The following is a 2692-nucleotide window of genomic DNA, read 5'->3' as shown; positions in this document are numbered from 1 at the left end:
TACAATTGTTGTGAACCATCAAATTTTGGTCCCCAAGAACCATTTCCTTTTACTTCATTTAAATCTGCTCCAAAAATTCCATCTTTACCAGCACCATATTCATTTTGGTATTCAGGTAAAAATAATGGGTTTTGAAACGAAATATTTGTAGATAAAGAAATACCTAATCCGCTTTTACTACTTCCTTTCTTAGTCGTAATTAAAATTACACCATTACTAGCTCTTGATCCGTAAAGTGCTGCTGCGTTAGGTCCTTTTAATACAGACATAGATTCAATATCATCAGAGTTTATATCTGATATACCAGTACCTAAATCTGAACGATTATATTCACCTGTACCTGAACCGTTAGCTGAACCAATACCTGAATTATCAATTGGCACCCCATCAACAACATATAAAGGTTGGTTATTACCCGTAATTGAATTGTTACCTCTAATAACTACTCTTGTTCCACCAGCAGGACCAGATGCAGATTGTGTTATAACCACACCTGCTACTTTACCTGAAAGTGAATTAACCACATTCGATTCTTTAGCAAGAGAAACTGATGATCCATCAATTTCAGATACAGAATAACCTAATGATTTCTTTTCTCTAGTAATCCCTAGCGCAGTTACCACAACTTCATTTAAAGATTCCGCACTTTGGTCAAGGCCAACATCAATAACTGTTTTACCATTTACAGCAACTTCTTTTGTTGCATAACCTAAATAAGAAAATTGTAATACAGCGTCTGAACTTTTCACTTCTATACTGTATTTACCATCAAAATTCGAAGAGACACCAATGGATGTGCCTTTAATAACTACGTTAACACCTGGAAGAGCTGTCCCATCCATAGCATCTGTAATAGTTCCTGTTACTGTTTGCGCTTGAATACTAGAAAAACCTAGTAAAAAAGTCACAAAAAACAGTTTTAGTACTTTTTGTATCATTCATTATTTAATTTGAGTTAATAATGATTAAAAATAATATTTAAATGAGTAAAAAAAAAGATTTTTCGACCAATAGCATAAATAGAAGCACATACGATATATTTTTTTTAAAAACATCAATATTCTAAATTAAGAATAAAATCAATTCAACTAAAATTTCGCAAAAAAAGAAAAGAAATATTAGAGTTTACCCTTAAATCACTCCTTTTTATTAAAAAAATATCAATTTCAAAAAAATACTACACTTTTAAAGTAATACTTCAAAAAAACGTTATCGTAAAACTGCATTATTTAATTGTTTATTGTATTTGAAATTACAGTTAACAACTCGTCATTATCTCCGTTGTATTCCCAAAACATAATTCCTCCCATTTTTTTATTCTTAAGGTAGTCAACCTTAATTTTCAACGACTTGGGACTTTCATATGTTAGAAATAACGAATCTTTTTTACGCCATATATATGGTGCATTGGCTTTACTATCCCACAAAGACACAAATGTTTTGTTACTAAGACTGTCTGCTATTAATTTATACCTATAGCTTCCCCTTTTTCCATTAGCTATTTGATATAATCCATTATTATTTGGATTAACTCCTTTCCACCATCTTCCATAAAAAGGAACACCTAACACCAATTTTTCAATTGGTATACCTGCATTAACATGTTCTTCAACAGCTTTTTTAGCACTACTTCCATTATCTGCATAGTCAGATTGGGATAAATTTGAATGATGTCCAGTTTGGCTAGAACCTCCTGTAAAAAAATCATAGGTCATAATATTAATAAAATCGAGGTATTGATGTGCCTCGCTCATATTTGTATGATCCAAGTATTTCTGATTAGCAGCAGTCGCTATGGTTAATAAATATTGATTTTTCATATTTGATATATCATCTAACTTCTCTCTCAACAATTTTAAAACAGCGGTAAAATTCTCTTTATCTTCAAGTCTAAACTTATTATTATCTCCTTTTTGCCCTGGGTATTCCCAATCTAAATCAATTCCGTCTATATTGTGTTTAATCATAAAATCAACAGCACTTTGAGCAAATATTTCCCTAGATGCTGGTGTTAAAGCAGCATCAGAAAAGTTTTTAGACCAACTCCAACCACCGACTGAAATTAAAATCTTCAAGTCTTTATTCACTTGTTTCAATTGGTTCAATTTTTTTAAATTGGCTACATCACTTTCGTATCCTTCAACAACTTTTCCATTTACAATGTTGGCAAACGCATAATTAATATGGGTAATTTGTTTAGCTTTTTCATTGTTTTCACCCCAGTTATTATTTCCTCTCATTACATAAGCAATAACTTTATTGCCCTTTACTGAAGCATCTTTTGTTTCTTCATTTGAATTATTCTTATTTTTTCCACAAGCAATAAAGCACACAGCTGCAATTAGTGCTATAATAAATTGTTTACTCATAATTTTTATTTAATATTTGATTGATAACAAGCTTTCGTGCTCATTATAAATTTTCAAAATCAACTCTCCAAATAAGGTATTTGCCCAAGCAAACCAGTCGCGCGAATAATCTTTCGGATAGTCTTTATTAAAACCTTCATGCATAAAACCTGTATTAGCGTGCGTAGCTTTTAACATTTTTAAACATTTGATGATTTCTTGTTCATCGATGCTGGTCATTGCTCGCAAAATAATTCCCATTGGCCAAATTTTGCTTTTTCCTGTATGCGGACTTGCTTGCCCTTCTGCATATTTTCCTTTTAAAAAATATGGATTGTTCTCGC

The 2692-nt window shown here is 31.5% G+C and carries 3 protein-coding genes; all 3 read right to left on the bottom strand.

What is annotated here, in order from left to right:
* The coding region (locus tag AB1Z17_RS01250) for a carboxypeptidase-like regulatory domain-containing protein (RefSeq protein ID WP_368049972.1) at positions 1-908 on the bottom strand (908 nt) is incomplete at its 3' end.
* A 321-nt stretch (positions 909-1229) separates the two neighbouring features.
* Entirely contained in the window at positions 1230-2369 is a 1140-nt protein-coding gene (locus AB1Z17_RS01245) for a glycoside hydrolase family 18 protein (RefSeq protein WP_368049971.1), read from the bottom strand.
* A 9-nt stretch (positions 2370-2378) separates the two neighbouring features.
* A partial coding sequence (locus AB1Z17_RS01240) for a glycoside hydrolase family 125 protein (RefSeq protein WP_368049970.1) occupies positions 2379-2692 on the bottom strand: 314 nt, incomplete at its 5' end.

This window comes from Lutibacter sp., assembly GCF_040883305.1.
GTDB lineage: Bacteria > Bacteroidota > Bacteroidia > Flavobacteriales > Flavobacteriaceae > Lutibacter.
This window is presented reverse-complemented; position numbering and strand designations above follow the sequence as displayed.

Coding starts and splice junctions, on each gene's coding strand:
- AB1Z17_RS01245 (WP_368049971.1), bottom strand. CDS start 2,369: ATGAGTAAACAATTTATTATAGCACTAATTGCAGCTGTGTGCTTTATT.